The sequence below is a fragment of the Pseudomonas parakoreensis genome (assembly GCF_021602155.1).
In the GTDB taxonomy this organism is placed as follows: domain Bacteria; phylum Pseudomonadota; class Gammaproteobacteria; order Pseudomonadales; family Pseudomonadaceae; genus Aquipseudomonas; species Aquipseudomonas parakoreensis.
The window spans coordinates 298,179-314,870 of the sequence record NZ_BQHY01000003.1 but is presented as its reverse complement, the minus strand read 5'-3'; the positions used below and the strand labels follow the sequence as shown (position 1 = coordinate 314,870).

The 16,692-nt window shown below is 47.3% G+C and carries 12 protein-coding genes and 3 pseudogenes; 8 read left to right on the top strand and 7 right to left on the bottom strand.

What is annotated here, in order from left to right:
* Positions 1–108: 108 nt before the first annotated feature.
* From L6D63_RS06165 to L6D63_RS06140, 6 genes and pseudogenes are all read right to left on the bottom strand, one after another.
* A complete protein-coding gene (locus tag L6D63_RS06165) occupies positions 109–1,134 on the bottom strand; it encodes a restriction endonuclease (RefSeq protein WP_131670723.1) in 1,026 nt (341 codons plus the stop codon).
* A gap of 275 nt (positions 1,135–1,409) precedes the next feature.
* A pseudogene (locus L6D63_RS06160) lies at positions 1,410–1,605 on the bottom strand (integrase); the annotation flags it as partial.
* Positions 1,606–1,980: 375 nt separating this feature from the next.
* The gene (locus L6D63_RS06155; protein WP_131670724.1) at positions 1,981–2,382 is read right to left on the bottom strand and encodes a hypothetical protein; all 402 of its coding nucleotides are present in this window, start codon (positions 2,380–2,382) and stop codon (positions 1,981–1,983) included.
* Positions 2,383–2,389: 7 nt separating this feature from the next.
* Positions 2,390–4,255, bottom strand: a complete 1,866-nt coding sequence (locus L6D63_RS06150) for a hypothetical protein (protein WP_131670725.1) — start codon at positions 4,253–4,255, stop codon at positions 2,390–2,392.
* Between the two features lies 1 nt (position 4,256).
* Entirely contained in the window at positions 4,257–5,888 is a 1,632-nt protein-coding gene (locus L6D63_RS06145; RefSeq protein WP_131670726.1) for a hypothetical protein, read from the bottom strand.
* Complete coding sequence (locus L6D63_RS06140) at positions 5,885–7,036, bottom strand: tyrosine-type recombinase/integrase (protein ID WP_131670727.1); 1,152 nt, start codon at positions 7,034–7,036, stop codon at positions 5,885–5,887. Before L6D63_RS06140 ends, L6D63_RS06145 begins: the two co-directional genes overlap by 4 nt.
* Before the next feature lie 39 nt (positions 7,037–7,075).
* On the opposite strand from L6D63_RS06140, the pseudogene L6D63_RS06135 reads away from it, so the two are divergent.
* The 8 genes and pseudogenes from L6D63_RS06135 to L6D63_RS06100 all read left to right on the top strand — a co-directional run.
* Positions 7,076–7,216: pseudogene (locus L6D63_RS06135) on the top strand (ATP-binding protein); the annotation flags it as partial.
* Between the two features lie 74 nt (positions 7,217–7,290).
* A complete protein-coding gene (locus tag L6D63_RS06130; RefSeq protein ID WP_032894556.1) occupies positions 7,291–8,565 on the top strand; it encodes a site-specific integrase in 1,275 nt (424 codons plus the stop codon).
* Positions 8,562–10,274: a site-specific integrase gene (locus L6D63_RS06125; RefSeq protein WP_032894555.1), complete on the top strand. Its 1,713-nt coding sequence runs from the start codon at positions 8,562–8,564 to the stop codon at positions 10,272–10,274. The genes L6D63_RS06130 and L6D63_RS06125 overlap by 4 nt, the downstream gene beginning before the upstream one ends.
* Positions 10,271–12,325 (top strand): hypothetical protein, encoded by a 2,055-nt coding sequence (locus tag L6D63_RS06120; RefSeq protein WP_156995560.1) that lies wholly within the window; start codon positions 10,271–10,273, stop codon positions 12,323–12,325. The genes L6D63_RS06125 and L6D63_RS06120 overlap by 4 nt, the downstream gene beginning before the upstream one ends.
* Positions 12,306–12,758, top strand: a complete 453-nt coding sequence (locus L6D63_RS06115) for a hypothetical protein (protein ID WP_084570998.1) — start codon at positions 12,306–12,308, stop codon at positions 12,756–12,758. Before L6D63_RS06120 ends, L6D63_RS06115 begins: the two co-directional genes overlap by 20 nt.
* A gap of 203 nt (positions 12,759–12,961) precedes the next feature.
* A complete protein-coding gene (locus tag L6D63_RS06110) occupies positions 12,962–13,558 on the top strand; it encodes a hypothetical protein (RefSeq protein ID WP_156995559.1) in 597 nt (198 codons plus the stop codon).
* The gene (locus L6D63_RS06105) at positions 13,555–14,592 is read left to right on the top strand and encodes a DUF262 domain-containing protein (protein ID WP_050499458.1); all 1,038 of its coding nucleotides are present in this window, start codon (positions 13,555–13,557) and stop codon (positions 14,590–14,592) included. The genes L6D63_RS06110 and L6D63_RS06105 overlap by 4 nt, the downstream gene beginning before the upstream one ends.
* 232 nt (positions 14,593–14,824) lie before the next feature.
* Positions 14,825–15,274: pseudogene (locus L6D63_RS06100) on the top strand (magnesium chelatase subunit ChlI family protein); the annotation flags it as partial.
* Here L6D63_RS06100 and L6D63_RS06095 read toward each other — a convergent pair.
* Positions 15,271–16,485 (bottom strand): aldose 1-epimerase family protein, encoded by a 1,215-nt coding sequence (locus L6D63_RS06095; RefSeq protein ID WP_131670730.1) that lies wholly within the window; start codon positions 16,483–16,485, stop codon positions 15,271–15,273. The pseudogene L6D63_RS06100 and the gene L6D63_RS06095 overlap by 4 nt on opposite strands.
* Positions 16,486–16,692: the final 207 nt, after the last annotated feature.

Here is a 16,692-nt window from a genome sequence, read left to right as displayed (position 1 = left end):
CCCGTAATGAATCGCAGCTATCAGCAACGACTGACGCTCGTCTCTCCTCAGTTCTGGCCCACAGCGGCGGGGTTAAAGTTTATTGACTATGCCAGCAAATTTTCTATTTTAGATTCTGACAATTCCTGTCCCGGGAGTTCGAAGGCGAGTTAACCAAGTCTTAACGGCGTCTCGCTCAACAACCTGTATCGGATAACCGCGAGCACTGATTGTGGTTTGTGCACCCGGACTTAACTCCGAGGTTGTAACTATCATGCCGTAGTCTGCGCCCATAAACTGCACGTCCGCCGCAAGGCCCTTGATTATTACTTTCTCGATTTTTGCTTTCTGGCGCTTGCACTGGATCAGACAAGTAGGTTCCGCATCCTTCAGCGTTTCGGGTTTCCACAATCGGACGTCTACACCATCGTCGTTGGTGCCAGGACCAATCTCAACTCGAAAGCCATCTCTTTCGAAATATTCTGCTGTGAGTTCTTCGAATTTTCGCCAGTGCATTTCACCCAAGCGGTGATCATTGTTAGATAGGTAATTTATGAACCGCTGGTCAATGAATGTTCCCCTTTCAGGTGTTTCTAGGGTGCCGGAGAAGAGTGCCTTGAGCTCTAAGGGGGTGGCCCATTCATCGCACCTTGATAACGTATGAAGACTGATTCGCATGTGGTGGTCGAAGCCATTAATATGCTCCATCGCCATATCCAAGCCCGTTCGATCAAACTCCACGGCACAACGCTTCATTATTTGAGATGGATCTAAGGATTTACCACCGCCCTTAGTGGTTTCTTCAATTAGGTCCATCATCATTTCATTGAAAATTTCGCTTACACCCTCGTATATAGCGAGCAAACGTGGGTTGTGCTTGTATTTATGGTAGAGCTTAATCTGTGGAGGTATGCCATTCTCTTCGCCTTCTGTATAGCCGATCCTGTGAAGTAACCGATAGCAGACCGCCTCAAATTCCTCAGAGCGTATCCGCAAGCCAGCTTTTTCAGACTTAAGTAATACATCACCAAGATTCCGATGATCCCCCGAGAGGTGATCACATAGCTCTGGCACCGACAAAGCCAAGCCGACCTTTTGACCTGCAATTTCAGATAGATGATCGGCAAATACACCGGGTGAAAAATTCATGGCCATCGAACACGTCCTTGATTTGGCAATTGACTAAAGATTGTAGATCGACACTTCACAACGAAATTTTAGCGGTTCGTTGTTTTTTAGAACACAAAATTGATATGACCAGCGCGAATTAGACATTCGCATCTGACCTGATCGTATGTCCCGGTACAGACTCATGGGTTCTTCACATTAGATAGGAGTCGCATGACTGGTTTGGGTCGAAAGCGGAGCCAAGTCGAACGCCCGCTTTTGGCCGGATAGCGACGGTCTAGTTGCGACTGTCGCTGGAAAATTTACACCTCTGCCTGCTCAGCCATTTCCAATGGTATCGTCGACCTCAACCCCAAGGTATCTGACGGTACTTTCAAGCTTCGTATGACCAGGCAGCAGCTGAACTACCCTAAGATTCTTCGTCCTACGATAAATCAAAGATGCCTTGGTGCGTCGTAATATGTGAGTGCGGTATATAGCTGGATTAAGGCCAGTAGCCGTCGCTACTCAGTAAACTCCGATCGGCTCCAGACCTGAGCGATTGCGGACGTCATGCGCTGATGACAGGCGATAGAACAGGTTCTGCGGCTTGTCCTTTGCCAGAGCCCCTACCAACTCCTCAACGAGAGCATGTCCTTTAGGCTTGTCAGTCCATGCCTGGGGAAAAACTCAATTTTGAATATGTGTGACTTGAAGCCCCCTAGGTCCTTAGGGGCAAAGCCGATCGCATATGCAGAATTAATTTTGGTGACATATAGCACCTCCCAATGGGCCTCAGTTTAAGGCTGGAGGTGTCTACGAAACCCGGGGCGATCACAGAGCTTATTTTCCTCGCTGTAAAGGCTCACCTTAAAGTGTGATCTTCACTTCAGGTTACTTAACCGGCCTCAACCGCACAACTTTTGATTCTGCCAATTGCTTTTCCAGAAATAAAATCATCAGATTTTTAGATTTAATTTCATCCTCATAATCGCGCCGCGCATCCTCTAACTCCACAAGCAACTCAGAACACGCCTTCGCTAGGACCGAAACAAGATATTTTCGATCGGAAAGTTGCCTTTTTAACAAGTGAACTTTCAACTCCTGTTGTCTTTTCGGCTCGGCATCAATTCCAGAATTATAAATTCTCACTAGTTCCACAATGTCAGGATAGTATTTATAAATAGACGAACGAGTTAAATTCACAGCACGGGCCAAGCTCGTTATACTGAGGGTGCCCTCAAGCTTAAGAGCCTCAAAAGACTTTAGTATTGCTTCGCGGCTACCTTTGCTCATGCTTAAATTAACCTCTCGCAATTACGCCCAAAACTTTTTCAGCCTGTTGCAGCCTCAATTTTAGAACATGGCGCGTCTGATCCGGCATCCCGGAAAGCGATAACCATTTCAAGCTATCATCCCGATACTGCTGCCACCAAATCTCGTGCTTAGGCGTTGCTAAAAAATTTGAACAGCGACTGCAAACCTCAGGGGTTCTCTTCGAAGGATTGGGCTCTTCCCGACTTCCTTCACAAGCGCTCAACTCCTGCTTGTAGTTACAGGCCCCCCACTGACAGGGAATCAGTTTTACCCCCCGTCCAAGCAACAACAAGACATCCTTATTAGTTTTAAACTCACCTGCAAACCGCAGGATAGACTCCGATTGGTGCACACCACTTGGGGTCGTATAAATTGTGCCACTATCAACGCCTACAAGATCCCGCACTGCGGCTTCCATCTCCAGCGCAAGTTCATCTTTCACCAATCGCCGAAACTCAATCCCTGGCTTGGCATAGCTAATATCAACACTATATGCCGAAGTATGCGAGTACTGGACTGCCAGATCACCTAAAGCAGAACGATCGCGCATCGCGACGAATCGAGCGAATAACTTCCGCCCCATATGAGAGTGTAACCTTCCACTCCAGCCAGTGACCTCACTCAGCCCAATAAACTTAGCAAAGGTATTTAACCTTATATTTACCGCAGTAACACCAATGACGTTGAAGCCTACTTTTGGGAAAAATGGCCACAGGGTATCCCCACTTGAAACCAACCAGAGATTATCCGTGCCACTGGCCAATCGGGCGGGCGCGGAAAGTCTAGTAAGCGTTTCAAATGCTTTCACGGCCGCACTGGATAGTACCCATGGGTCATCCTCACCTTGATCTCCATAGCTACTCTCAAGATCTGCCGAATACCTCTTCTTAGATCGAGCAGAACTATAATAATAGTATTCCCTTCCAGTATAGTGCTTACGCTTACTAATACTGCCAACCCTAGCTCGCCGCACCTCACTAATACGGGGCGCAGTTGTAAATGTAATCACAATGAAGCATGCGGTCTGAATGTGGCAAAGAAGCGTGGAGATATCTTGCTGGCGACTCGCCTTTAGTGACTCTAAGGACTGACCTAAGCCGGGGCCAAAGCTGAAAATCTCGTTTGAGATTACACTATCAGCATATTTTGCAACAGCCGCTCTATTAGTTACCCCTTGGGCTTTTATATTATCCACCGCCCCAACATATTTACCATACACCCGCAGAAGGCATTCAGTGCAGGTGTCGATAAGTTTTATTGCCTGCCTAAGCAAATAAAACGATGCATTATTAGGGGGCGCCTCCCACTCCTCCAACTCGCGAAAACCAAACAAAATCCGTTTGCGAACTTTTGTTGGAAATGGTTCGGATTCAAATCCATCGCCCGTGTAAGAGGATAAACGATGAACGAGATTTATGCTAAACAAGCATTGACCAATAGTTTTATTGCAGTGCTTCTTTTCGCCATTATTTAAAAATAGCTCTTCTATTATTTTTTGAGCTTGCATTGCCGTCATCGTAGCTAACTTTGGGAAGCCTTTTTCATGTGCGCCAAAGAAGAGCCTTCGGATATATGTTAATTTCACCTTCACCGTCTCTGGCGAATATCGAACCCCTGCCAAGCCTACAAGCATGCATGCGGCAACTGATTTTAAAAGCCCTGCATAGTGCGGAGAGAGATTGTAAGGTTCGACCAATATTTTGGGCCACTTAAATAGTGTCGGGCGGTCAGCAATAGAGTCACGATTTGGATTTGTAAAAGTCCAAATATCATCATCAAATTCGCAACCATACTTTGCCAGACCGTCAGTGACGAGTGAATAGTGCTGAGGCAATAGGATTGGATTTTCCATCTCAATACACCATCGGCAATTCTGGCAGTTGATCCAACATACGCTCAGCCCGGTCGATCACTTTGCGCGAAATACGTGGAACTATTTGCTCAGAAATAATAGAAAGTATTGGGCGAAACACAGATTCAAAGCGCATAATTTGATCAGCCGAAAGCTGGCATTCCCGCTCCATCTTTTCAAGGGCCATCTGGGACTTTATAATTCTAGCAACGAATCTTGGATCGTCCACTACCACCAGCGCATTCGGACAGGTTGCACATGAAAGAAACTCAAGACAGTCTTCTCCCCTTACTGAATTAGGAGCCCTGCCTTCCTTTGCACCATGGCATGAGAAGCCAAAAAGAGTTGAGTATCTTGACTGGCCATCTGTTTCGTCAGCTAACACCGCGGTGATCAACTCCCCTTGATAAGCAGCAACTTTCTCATAGCTATCCTGCTGCGCTTGCTTACCATTCAAATAAAATCTATTTGTAGTCGCTATATCTTTATGCTGCAGATGATTCTTGGCGTCTTTTGCTGTCTTTTTGTTTTTTATAAAAGCCGAAACCGCTTTTCGTAAGTCGCTGAAGTTAAAATACGGAAAACCATACAGATCCCTAAAATCGGAGAGGTAATTATGAAGGGACTGCACGCAGAACCTCCTCGCGACATGACCGGTGCGTATCAAAAATAAAAGCCGTTCATCGCCTGGTTGGGCTAGATGTCTAGTTGTCTCAGTCAAGGTGAGCACTAGCTCAATCAAACTTGGCGCTGAGTATTTACCTGCGTTGAGAAAGGAGAGTTGTTGCTCCCTACCTGACCGCCCCTTCTCCCACCGGATAAAAGCCCGAGTTTCATCTGCCGGGTCGGTATCATAACAGGTCGCCTCTATTTCCATGAGCGCAACTGGATTTGCGGCCATCTCAACTAAAAGCAAAATATAAATCGGCAGGGCCGCTCTATAGGTTAATTCACGATAGTGCCGAAATTTCTTCAGGCTAATGAGATTTATAGTGCGGCCAATTTTTGCTCTTATCTCTGCCCGCGTCCACGCATTCTCTTTTGCTGCGCCAATCAAAACCGATATAACCTCAATGTCCTCTGCAGTCAAATCAGGATGCGATACAGCTTCACCTTTTCCGATAGCGCGGCTAACCGCAAAATCCTTTGTTACACCCGCGATTTCCTTTTTGCACACCGAGACTATTCGCTGCAGATCCTTATACGAAACATCATTATCTCGATTGTTTTTACGCTCACGAGTAAAATCGAATAACTGAATCACCTGGCGTTTCCAAAAAATAGATTCGCTAACTCCTGAGAGCCAATCAACCAAGCGACGAGCAAAATTATAATGTGAACCAATAGTTTTCTTTAGCCTTTTACCACTATCCAAGAACAGCGCATATCCAGCGAGAATATCTTTGCAATCATCTTCAAAAGATATCTTTCGCTCGACAATGCAGGAGCAAAGTAGTCTTGTCGACCTCCACGCTTGTATCCTGCTCCTAGGGTGGTAGTGTCCTACTAGCTCTACGAAGGCATCCTTAAGGTCTTGAGCAATCGTGTGGTCCAGGCCAACGATTTCAAAATCATAGGTATTCCACCGCTTGCGTTCCGGATCATAAAACTTTGCTTCTAGTGGCCTACTCATACGCCCCCCGCAATATCGCCGGCCACATCTTCAAGCAGTGCGAGTACATCGCTGTTATTAGAAACAATCGAATCCAGGTAATCCTCTGTTGTTTCTGAAGACGCATGACTCAACAACCCCTGCATAACCTTTACTGAATCAAGATCATTGAATGCTGGAGACGTCGACATCCTTCTTTCCACCACTGTCGCAAACGTATTTCGCGCTTGATGAGGGTTGGCCTTAATTCTAATTGTAGAGCAAGCTCTTTTAAATGCAGAGTAATAGCAGCTATAGGAGACCGGTGTCCCTGTGGAGTTCAAGAACAACGCCTCAGGAGGGCGACCAGACTTGATTTCTCGTCCCAGGCTCAAAACCCTATCTATTTCCACGTACCGGCTTGTTCTCTCAATGACTAACCTCGGAACATAAGCGTGGACTACCTTACCCCCTTTAGAAAGTACAAAGACAAAACGATCAGAGACCTCACTACATAGTTGCTCGAAATCAACTAACTTGACATTCAGCAGTGCACCAATGCGCAATCCGGTTGAGACCGACCATACAAAAATCAACTTGTGCACGCCATGCAAATTAGCTACCAATGCATTGCAGGCGGCGACAGGAATACTCCTTTGCTTCTTAATTCCCCCTCGAAGGTTCAGCTTCAGCCTTGATAGCTCTTGCAAGCTATCATGATAAATCTGCGCACTTGGTGAAGGCTGCAACGATAGCCTAGACCAATAGAACTCATAAAATTCAGAGACAACCACGAGCCTTAGATTTATCGTGCGCACCGCGAGCAGCCGATTAGTTTTCTCACTAATAGTATTTTTTATTGAATTCCGATATCTTAAAATGACTCTTGGAGTCGCGCGCCTCCAATCAAAACCACTCTTTTCTGCATAGTCAAACCAAGCAGCCAAACATTCCGCGTAAGTCTTAACGGTTTTATCGGTTTGGTATGCGGGTGAGTAAAACAGTTTTTCCTGAAGAAAATAACTAGCCTCTCTAACGATGGAGTTCGAATTGTCGATTATGAGAGGTATCCCAGATGAGGGAGCAAATTTCTTGGAGGCAAAGTGATTCGCGACGTCGAACAGCCTCGCCTCATCAAGCGACTGCTGTAGGGCGCTATGGGTAATTTGAGCAGGCCAAAGCAGCTTCATAGACCACCTCCAACGTCTACAGTGTAGCCCGGTATCCTAATTCCGGAATTTGATCGCAAGGTGTTGGAGGTACTGCGCGAACCTCTGGAATCCGGATATATCGTGATCGCCAGAGCCAAGGACCGCGTGCGATTCCCCGCGCGCTTTCAGTTGGTAGCAGCGATGAACCCCTGCCCTTGTACGGGCAACATTGCTGGCTATACCAGTACACTGTACATATCAAGGCATGGACATTTCGGTGAGAGAGCAGCGGCATGGCGACACTTGAGACTATTCGATACGTTCCGCACCGGCCGGAGGTAGCAACCCAAAAGGTTACGTGGCAGGTGAGAAATACAAAAATTATCGAAACACTCCCGCAGATAATGTGGGCAAACAACACACCTTGGCGAGAAGCCAACCTCTGGGCGTTGGAAAAAGCTAAAAATAAGAAATCAAATATTAAAACTGTGTGGTCTGCAATGACACACATCCACGCATATGCTAAATGGCTAGAAGCAGAAAACACCGCCTGGTGGCATTTCCCTGCCCGTGAGTCTGAGCGGTGCTTGGTCAGATTTCGGGGGTTCCTGATTGATTCGCTTGAGCACTCCGAACTTGCACCTTCTACTGCCCAAAAACGAATGAACGCTGTAATCAGATTTTACAGATGGCTTCAGGCGATGCGCCTTCTGTCTCCCGAATGGCCGATGTGGAACGATAGGCAAATTGGGGTACGTCTTAACGACAAGTTCGGGCTCGAGAGAACAATGTCTGTGGAGACTACCGACCTAGCAATACCTAATAGAAAATCCAAAGAATACAATCTTGAGGATGGACTTTTCCCAGTCGCCTCTAGTGAAGTGGCCGGAATGCTGAGCTTTGCTAGAAAGTACGCTAGTGAAGAGCTCGCACTGATGCTCCAACTTGGATTTGGAACTGGCATGCGTATCGGAACATTGACTGATCTTAAAGTCGCTACAATTAACAGAGCGGTTCCGTCACCCCTAGTTTTGGGTTTCTACTGTTTGGCCGTAGGGCCAGGGGCCCACCCCACAGTCCACACTAAATTTGGAGTTACTGGACAAGTAATAATAAGCGAAGGCGATCTAGCTGCGTTGCGCTCATACATTCAAAGCCCGAGAAGGCTAAAGCGAAAAGCTAAGGCTTGCTTAGAAAACAGCGAGCACGTATTCCTAACACGTTATGGTGAGCTATACGGCCATAAAGGCGTGGAATCAAGCAAAAGCATCAATGTGGAGCTTGGGAGATTGCGCAAACTTGGCATAGCAGCGAACATGGAAGCATTTAACAATTTTCGTTTTCACCAGACACGGTGCACCTTCGCTACTGAGTTAGCACGAGTAATTATTAAATATGGAAGCGTGAGCATGGCTATTGACATAGTTAAAAGCTTGCTACTTCATAAAGATGAAAGCACGACGCTGAAATACATAAAATTCGTAGAGGCGACCGCCGCAATGAGCGAGGCAGCCAATGAGTTCACTCGTAAGTTTCTCGGCTTAGATCCCTTGAGAAACAAAGCATGATAAATATTCTTCATAATCTAACCTTTCCTAAAATAGCTTACGGAACACACGCCACCCCGCATGACCTTCAATGCCTGCTCTATCGCGGAGGCGCCGGCACACCTCGCCATAGATTCGAAAGTTTGGCCACCAGTGAAGCTTTAGGGGCCATTCTTGAAAATAGGTTGGCCCTAGTGCAAAAGTTTCATGAAATGCTTACCGCCGATCTTCATAGGGGCCTATCACAGGTTACCGTAATGAATCGCATAGAAAGCCTCAGAGACTTCTACAAATGGTGTGACGTAGAAGGTAAAGCGATCACGGAACAAGAACTTCCGCATAACTTCCATCTCTGGGTCGGGGAGTTACTACATCGCGTGAATGTCAAACGTGATATCGCACAGATGTCCGCGTATAGAATTGCACGAAACGTAGACCGTTTAACCTCAAAAGTCCTATATCTCAAAAATGGCCTACTTAGTAAAACAGCTCTATTTGCGCCAAATCAGAAGAAACGAGTGCTAGGCATTCAAGCAGACAAGCAGAATCTAGATTCAACTTTCGAGTTCGGATCCATGTTGCTAGCCCTCAGGAACACTTTAAACACAGCAACGATACGCGGGCCGTTACCGGTGAAAATTTATTTGCCCAAAGGTCGCATGCTCGAAGAATGGTGCGGGTTGACCAACCATCAATCTGAAAATGACCTTATCAACTCCACAAGAACAAACGCAGAAGTCGCGGCAATTCTTGAACTGCGTAAAGCTCTCGCTAGTCATCAAGTGACAGATCGAAGAAATCCGCTTATTAATCTTCGGATAGAATCTGAGTTACTTTTATTTATCGCTCAAACCGGCATAAATCTGAGTGAAGCATTCAGATTAAAGCGTGAAAAATTTCGATTCCAAACAATTGGTGACGATGTAACCGTCTTTCGAACATACAAATCGAGAAAAAAAGGCGAAGCACTTTTTCGAATCTTTCGAGAGTATCGGCACCTCTTCAAAGAATATATCGACTGGGTCGACGAACTATTTCCAAACGATGGCAGACTGTTCCCGCGCCTACCTAAATATCAAATTCCAGCAGGCAGCAAAGCACCGAACTTCCAAGCAATATCCGCCCGATGTAAGATTCTAGGTGTGGAGATGTTTAAACCTAGAGCACTTCGAAATACTCGTATTAACTGGTTATTAAGGCGAAGCAACGATCCGAAGCTGACAGCAGAGATGGCACAGCACACCGAGGAAACTCTAATCAGGGTTTATGAAAAGCCACATCACCAATCTGCCGTTTCGGGCATAGCGAGATTTCATAGTCTGACCGAAAGCGCTATCACGCCTCCTGGACCGGGCTTGTGCATAGACATTATGCGCGCACCAAAACTTATCCTCGGAGCGGCTACTGAAGCACCTACGCCAGACTGCGTAAATCCAGCAGGATGCATGTTTTGTGACTTTCATCGGGATATGCAAAACCAAGATTACGTATGGTCACTAGCCAGTTATCGATATTGCAAAACATTAGAGCTAGAGCAATTCAAATCGATGGATAACAGCTCACACCCTGCTGCAAAATTAATTGAAAGAATTAATAACAAGATTGAATATTTTAAATCTTCCGATGAAACACAAAATAGCTGGGTTGAGGAAGCCATGAACCGCATACGGGAAGGAAGATACCACCCGATGTTTGACGGGTTTATTCAATTGATGGAGGTCGGCGCATGAACTCTACTATGGTAGTAAGTGGCATTGCGGTCGAAAGCGTTGTACTCAAAAATGAGAGTGCTAATTATGACCTTCCGACTTGGCCACCATCTGACGACTTCCCGGTCGTAAAGGATGCGTCCGGAAAGGTAGTGAGTCGCTTCGGAGATTCAATTTGGGATTTTACCCCATGGTGTAGAAAAGTGACTCGCTTAAATTTCGGGGACGGTGTTCTGCGCCGTGACGATCCAGGAATTACGCCAGATAACAGCAGAATTCTCCGTTTAATAATGTTTTGGTATCTTTACAGGCCGGGCAAAAGGCGCAGCGCTAGGACATACGTGAATATTTTCACTGATCTCAGGGGTTTATTTGTATTCTGCTCAATACACAAAGTTTATGCGGTAGATCTGGTACGGTTTCCCCGTCTGCTGGAGTTACTTCCTTCTTCGTTAGGATCTTTCAGCGCAAATCAAATTATAAGTACTTCCCACGATATCTGGGACCATCGCGAGGAACTCGGCTTCTATCTTATGGATCCAAGCTCCTTGCGAGAATACGCAAATAGTGTCGTTCAGCCGGAAACCTTTCAGACCGAATACATACCGCCGCGTATCTGGCTCTATCAACTTGGTCGGTTGAAACATTGCCTGGAAGACTTTTTAAAAAACGCTAAACAAATCGAAGATTGCTTTAACTTTTGCCTCGATGCCTACGCGCACAACGCAGGGTCTTTAACCGAAGCATGCACCACAGAGCTACCCGAAACTCGTAAGCCATTCAATAGCAAAAATCAGAGATTGACAGGCAGTAATACAGGAGCAGTGTTTCCTGGGGCATTCACAGAAATTGCAAAACGATTCAAAGTATATGACCTACTTCAGCGCTGGTTGACAAAAGTTGACTCTGGTGGAATGACAACGCTTTCAACGTATTTTACTTTTATATCTCTCGTCGGCACCGCTTATCTGATGAACTATTCTTTAATGCGGAAAGATGAAGCATTTTCCCTGCGCTCAAAATGTTTGGTTGAGGAACTCGACGAGCTAACAACAGAGAATGTATATATTTTACAAGGAGCGACAACTAAGACAATACAAGATGATAGTGCACGATGGATAACCTCGCCATCAGCAGTGCTGGCAGTAGATGCGCTATCGTTGATTGCACGCCTACGCATGGTAACTGCTGCTGCTAATCCAAAAATCCCACTTACAACGGAGGATAAAGATAACCCCTATCTATATCTACGCCCATACGAGCCTTGGAGACGTCAGGTAAAGCACCTGCACCAGCCACTAATGATCAGGCCCACCACGCCCAGTTATTATGCGTTGACCAAGGCCTACCCGAAACTATTCGACGCTCATGAGCTGACTATAACCAAAGCAGACTTGGAAATTGCATTGATGGTTACTCCCACGTTAGATCCAAAAATTTACGACGTGGGAAAACCATGGATATTTGCGTGGCATCAACTAAGGCGTACGGGCGCTGTAAACATGGGCGCTTCCGGATTAGTCAGTGATGCTTCGATTCAGTACCAGTTGAAGCATGCGACCCGTGCCATGTCGCGATACTATAAACAAGGGCATAGGTATCTACATTTCGGTCTAAATGAAAATTCCCGCCTGGAATTTATCAATGCAATGTATGAAACAATCGCGATTGAATTCAAGCAATTACAATCGCACCGATTCGTCAGTCCACATGGCGAACGAAGAAAGTCAGAGATCTTGAGAATAATCAGTGATAAAGATCATAAAGAACTTATTGCAGCGGCAAAATCTGGAAAAATACACTATAAGGCCACTCTTCTAGGAGGCTGTACAAATCCAGATCCGTGCCCATTTGGAGGCGTAGAACACGTCGCGCGTTGCGGCGGAGGGGATGGCAAAGCACCTTGCAATGATGCTTTGTTTGATAGAACAAAGATGCCACAACTTCAAAAACTTTTAAAAGTAGTTAACATTAACTTGAACTCTGCACCCTCTGAATCGCCTCTCCGTGATTCTTTGCAAGCACAGCTACGCGGCGTGGAGAACGCTATCAATGCTCTCGAAACCAATTGAACCTAAGAAGAACCGCGCTGAAATCGCATTTCGCGAAGCGTTTAACCGACTGAAAACAGGCAAGCCAAACTTATTACACAAAGGAGTTGCTCTAAGCCAAAACAATGTAGCGCGAGAAGCAGGTCTGGACCCTTCCGCGTTAAAAAAAGCGCGTTTTCCGGAACTTGTAGCTGAGATCCAAAGCTGGGTAAACAATAACACTGAGACTCATACTCCTACCGCTCGGCAAGCCATGTCATCCCAGCGAATTCGCAATAGAGAACTCAGGGATAGGATGGAGGCAATCAAGGCCCAGCGTGATTTGGCACTTAGTATTCTGGCAGAAGCTGACGCGCGAATTCTTGAATTAACGATCGAGAATGAGCGTTTGAGAGCTTTAGCTGGGCCGAAAAATGTGAGTCCAATTCAGGTTGCTAAATTGCACTCCACTTGACCACCCGCTTGCATCCGATCTGACCACCCATTGAACCGGCACGCTTCGTAACCATGCCCGGCAGAGAAGGGCCAAAAAGCGAAGGTCAGACGCTGGCCGCCGTCGACTCATAGCGGTGGCAGCGGTCATCCTTGATGGCTTAAGACCAAGCCCTATAAAGGTGGTATCATTGGGCAATTTAAATGCAACGAGTTTGAACGCATATGGATTTAGCGCAACTCAAAGATGCCATTCTTACTAGCGAACCTGAAGACTTCGTCAAAGATCATATATTGAATGGTCATTGCAAACACTTTAGGCAAGACCAAATAGATCATATTAGACAGAGTGTCTCCCAAGCTACTGGAGTTAACATTTTACCTGAAGAAGTTTATGTGGTCGGCTCTGCCAAATTAGGTTATGGGCTTTTTAAGAAAAACCGAAGAGATCGCGCCGCATTGCCAGCGTTTCGCGAATTCAACCGGGACTCCGATATAGATATAGCATTCACATCTGCCGAACTTTTTGACCTTGTTTGGGACGAGTTGTCGTCATTTGCTGTTGCGCAGCCCTGGATGCCGTCGCGATTTGGAAACCTTGGCGATTACTTAGTTTATGGATGGCTTCGACCAGATCATTTCCCTAGAGAGGCGAGGCTCCATCGATATGACCGTTGGAACGACAAAATAAAATCACTGGGTTCTGATCGTTTTCTCGATCGACGAAAAATAAGTGGCGCACTCTATCGCAATACAGAATTTATAGCAAAATACCAAGCACGCGGCATTAAGGCTTGCAAAAACGCATTGGAGATCTTATGAAAACTTCACCAACTAACAAAAAAATCAGAGAGCTCATCACTATGGTGAAGGAGCAGAAACTCATACCAAGACCTGAGTTTCAGCGCCGACTTGTTTGGTCAAGAGACGACAAGAATCATTTTATCGACAGCGTACTTCAAGGATTCCCGTTCCCTGAAATTTACCTTGCAGACGGGGAGGTAAATCTCGAAACCAGCCAAGGAACGCAACTTCTCGTTGATGGCTTGCAGCGAGTCAGCACTCTAGTTCAGTACTTTGACGGAGACTCGAATTTACCCCTAACTATTGTTCCTCCCTATAAAGATCTAGGGGATGATCAAAAAAAGGAATTTCTTCAGTATGACGTAGCAGTACGAGATCTGGGATCGATAAGCAAGGCACAAATTATTGAAGCATTCAAGCGACTTAACGCAACAAAATACTCGCTGCTAGATATCGAAGTAAACAACGCACTCTATAGCGGGAAGATGAAGAGCTACTGTGACAAATTGGCCGCCCACCAGTTCTTCACTTCGCATAATGTTTTTAATGCACTTGACTATAAGCGCATGGGGGATTTGCGCTATGCCCTATCACTCGTTGGCACTATGATGCATGGCTATTTTAATCGTGATGATGAATTTGAAGATTTATTAAGTCGCTACAACGATGACTTTCCGCTGGAGCAAGAAATAAATACTCGTGCGGAAAAAACAATAGCTTTCATTGAAGAGTGTGGCATCGACAATAAATCACGAGCTTGGAAAAAAGCTGATCTCTTCACGTTGTTTGTCGAGATTGACCGAATATTGAATCTTGATGGTACGCCACTGACACCTTCATTCGTAATTGAATCCCTAAGCCAGTTTTATAATCAAGTCGAATCATCCTCAGTAAGTGAGCCAACAATTCATTCAATTTATTATAAGGCTGCACTTCAAGCATCCAATGACCGCATCAATCGACTTAGGCGTGGCGTAGTTATCGAGAGCATACTTTTAAATGTTCCAGAACCGTCAATTATGCTTAAGCTCAAGGAAGAAGGTTTAGCCTAAACAACGAATAATTTCTCCCCGATCTTTTAGACCCATTGGAGGCGCGGATCAAAGGCCTCCCAATTGGCTCGTCAGATTGAACGCATCTCAAGCAGATTAGATGACTACGGACAAATTATGGATTTTTGTCCACGCTTTAGTAAACTTACCATGGACACAACTGAACACTTTACAACCCTCGACTGTAAAGGCGTCACGGGGTGTCCATAGGTTGTAATGTTGCCGGTCGCGGTGTGGATATCTGGGCGAACCGAGCGGCAAGTGTTCGTGTACACCAGACATGGTGCAGCGCTACCGTAACAAGCTCTCGGGGCCGTTGCTGGATCGGATCGATCTGCACCTGACGGTGGCGCGGGAGGCAACGGCGCTGAATCCATTGGTCAAACCGGGCGAGGACAGTGCCAGTGCGGCAGCCGTGGTGGCCGAGGCACGAGAACGCCAGCAAAAGCGCCAGCGTTGTGCCAACGCCTTTCTTGATCTACCGGCGCTCAAGCGGCACTGCCAGTTATCCACAGCCGATGAGAAATGGCTCGAGTCAGCCTGTGAACGGCTGACACTCTCACTGCGTTCGGCACATCGCTTGCTCAAGGTTGCGCGCACGCTGGCGGACCTTGAGCAAGTGGATGCGATCAAGCGTGAGCACTTGGCCGAGGCGCTGCAATACCGCCCGGCAACGCCTTAATGCTCGGTCAAATCCACCAGCGGCGCCTGCCGTACTTCGGTTTCGCGCCCGGCCTGAATCTCGGTCACGCGCTTCAATGCGTTATCCACAGCGCTTTTGTCTGCCAGCAGGCTGTAGCTGATCTGAAACTGTTGGCTGGCCTTTGGCGCAATGATCGGTACTAGGTTCAGCGGACGCTGATAGCGGCGGTTGTAGGAAAAACTGGTGCCCGGTTCAAGGCCCGTGACATAGCCTTGCCCTTGGGTGTCGGTGTTTTTCCACAGAGAAAATACCGGCAGCTGCCGGGTATTGAAGCCGACGGAGACACCGAGGCTGCCAGCCTTGTCATGCAGCACGGTCAGGGTTTCGCCTTTGGCGTCGGCGTAAGGTATGACGTTGTAGACGGTTTCGTCATAGTCCTTGGTCGGCCCGCGATAGGTCTGCCAGTCCGCCAACTCGGCTTTGGCCTTGTCGTTGAAGGGCGAGACCTGTTTCACCGGTGCTGCGAACCGCGCGCCCTGCTCGAGGAATGGCGTGCTGAAATTGCTGTGGTACAGCGCCTGGTATTCCTTCGGATAATCGCCGTTATTGGTCAGCGTATCGTTAAGGGCAAAACGGGTGCTGCCGGGCTCAGTGACAAGCTCGGTCATCACCGAAAAATCGACTTTCTTGAACGCCTGCTCTTTCAGTTCGCCGCGCAGGCTGATGGCATAGGGTGGTTTTTCATCGATGTGCAGCGTGACGCTGCTGGCTGGGGTATTGGCAGCGCGGCCGTGCAGGGTCAGCAACTCACCATTGTCCATGCCGGGATGGCCGACCCATTCGTAACCGCAGCGGGTCACCAGTTCATTGAAGCCTTCCAGCCAGCCCAGACCTCCGCGCCCATTGAGTTCGATGAAGGCCGGGTTGACCACGTCCTTGACCGGCGAATCCCAACCCATGCGCACGTTGCCGACAGACGCCTGCAGGACATTCATGCCACGGGTTGGCACCACCGAGAGTTTCATCGTGCCGTTATCGATATCGACGATGCTGACACCTTCCTGTCGCCCACCGTGCAGGGTGCGCAGGCTTATGGAGAAAGGTTTGCCGGTTTTCACCCCGAGCTGCTCACTGGTGATCGTCCAGTTTTGCGCGGGCTTGTTGGTATCGAGGAGTACGTAATCCCAAGCCATGGCGTGGGAAGCAGCAGAGAGTGCGCCGAGGGCAACGGTGAGTTTGAGCAGGGTCATTGCAGCAGCCTTTATTGGAGTTGTGCCATTTTTATAGCGCTGCGGAAACGTTTCAGCAAGAAAAGATGAGGACATATAGAGTGATTTGCCATGGATCGGCGGCGTTGCATTCGCGAGCAGGCTCGCTCCCACAGAGTATTCGGGTGCTCAAACGATTTATGAGCGACCCCGGAAACTGTGGGAGCGAGCCTGCTCGCGAAAGCTATA

Excerpts from the sequence above, each read along its gene's own strand:
- L6D63_RS06165 (WP_131670723.1), bottom strand. The coding sequence starts at position 1,134 with ATGGCCATGAATTTTTCACCCGGTGTATTTGCCGATCATCTATCTGAA.
- L6D63_RS06155 (WP_131670724.1), bottom strand. The coding sequence starts at position 2,382 with ATGAGCAAAGGTAGCCGCGAAGCAATACTAAAGTCTTTTGAGGCTCTT.
- L6D63_RS06150 (WP_131670725.1), bottom strand. The coding sequence starts at position 4,255 with ATGGAAAATCCAATCCTATTGCCTCAGCACTATTCACTCGTCACTGAC.
- L6D63_RS06145 (WP_131670726.1), bottom strand. The coding sequence starts at position 5,888 with ATGAGTAGGCCACTAGAAGCAAAGTTTTATGATCCGGAACGCAAGCGG.
- L6D63_RS06140 (WP_131670727.1), bottom strand. The coding sequence starts at position 7,036 with ATGAAGCTGCTTTGGCCTGCTCAAATTACCCATAGCGCCCTACAGCAG.
- L6D63_RS06130 (WP_032894556.1), top strand. The coding sequence starts at position 7,291 with ATGGCGACACTTGAGACTATTCGATACGTTCCGCACCGGCCGGAGGTA.
- L6D63_RS06125 (WP_032894555.1), top strand. The coding sequence starts at position 8,562 with ATGATAAATATTCTTCATAATCTAACCTTTCCTAAAATAGCTTACGGA.
- L6D63_RS06120 (WP_156995560.1), top strand. The coding sequence starts at position 10,271 with ATGAACTCTACTATGGTAGTAAGTGGCATTGCGGTCGAAAGCGTTGTA.
- L6D63_RS06115 (WP_084570998.1), top strand. The coding sequence starts at position 12,306 with ATGCTCTCGAAACCAATTGAACCTAAGAAGAACCGCGCTGAAATCGCA.
- L6D63_RS06110 (WP_156995559.1), top strand. The coding sequence starts at position 12,962 with ATGGATTTAGCGCAACTCAAAGATGCCATTCTTACTAGCGAACCTGAA.
- L6D63_RS06105 (WP_050499458.1), top strand. The coding sequence starts at position 13,555 with ATGAAAACTTCACCAACTAACAAAAAAATCAGAGAGCTCATCACTATG.
- L6D63_RS06095 (WP_131670730.1), bottom strand. The coding sequence starts at position 16,485 with ATGACCCTGCTCAAACTCACCGTTGCCCTCGGCGCACTCTCTGCTGCT.